We start from the raw sequence: 272 nt of genomic DNA, 5'->3' as shown, positions 1-272 counted from the left end.
TGCTTAAATATCCGGTTTTGACACAATAAGATAATAAATGAGGCAGTTTGAGTGGATTGCAGTGAAACTCAAACTCATTTCACTGCCAAATTTTGGACAAAAAAAATCCTTTGCCGAAGCAAAGGATTATTTTCTGGCAGGGGCGGAGGGACTCGAACCCCCAACACCCGGTTTTGGAGACCGGTGCTCTACCAATTGAACTACGCCCCTAATTAGGGTGGCGGAACGGACGGGGCTCGAACCCGCGACCCCCTGCGTGACAGGCAGGTATT

The 272-nt window shown here is 48.9% G+C and carries 1 tRNA gene; it reads right to left on the bottom strand.

Annotation, left to right across the window (positions count from 1 at the left end):
- Positions 1-134: 134 nt before the first annotated feature.
- A tRNA-Trp gene (locus RTY00_RS23535) sits at positions 135-210 on the bottom strand.
- Between the last annotated feature and the right edge of the window lie 62 nt (positions 211-272).

It is taken from the genome of Pantoea sp. CTOTU49201, from assembly GCF_032054795.1.
In the GTDB taxonomy this organism is placed as follows: Bacteria; Pseudomonadota; Gammaproteobacteria; order Enterobacterales; family Enterobacteriaceae; genus Pantoea; species Pantoea symbiotica.
The sequence above is the reverse complement of the archived record's forward strand: the minus strand, read 5'-3'. Positions and strand labels throughout refer to the sequence as shown.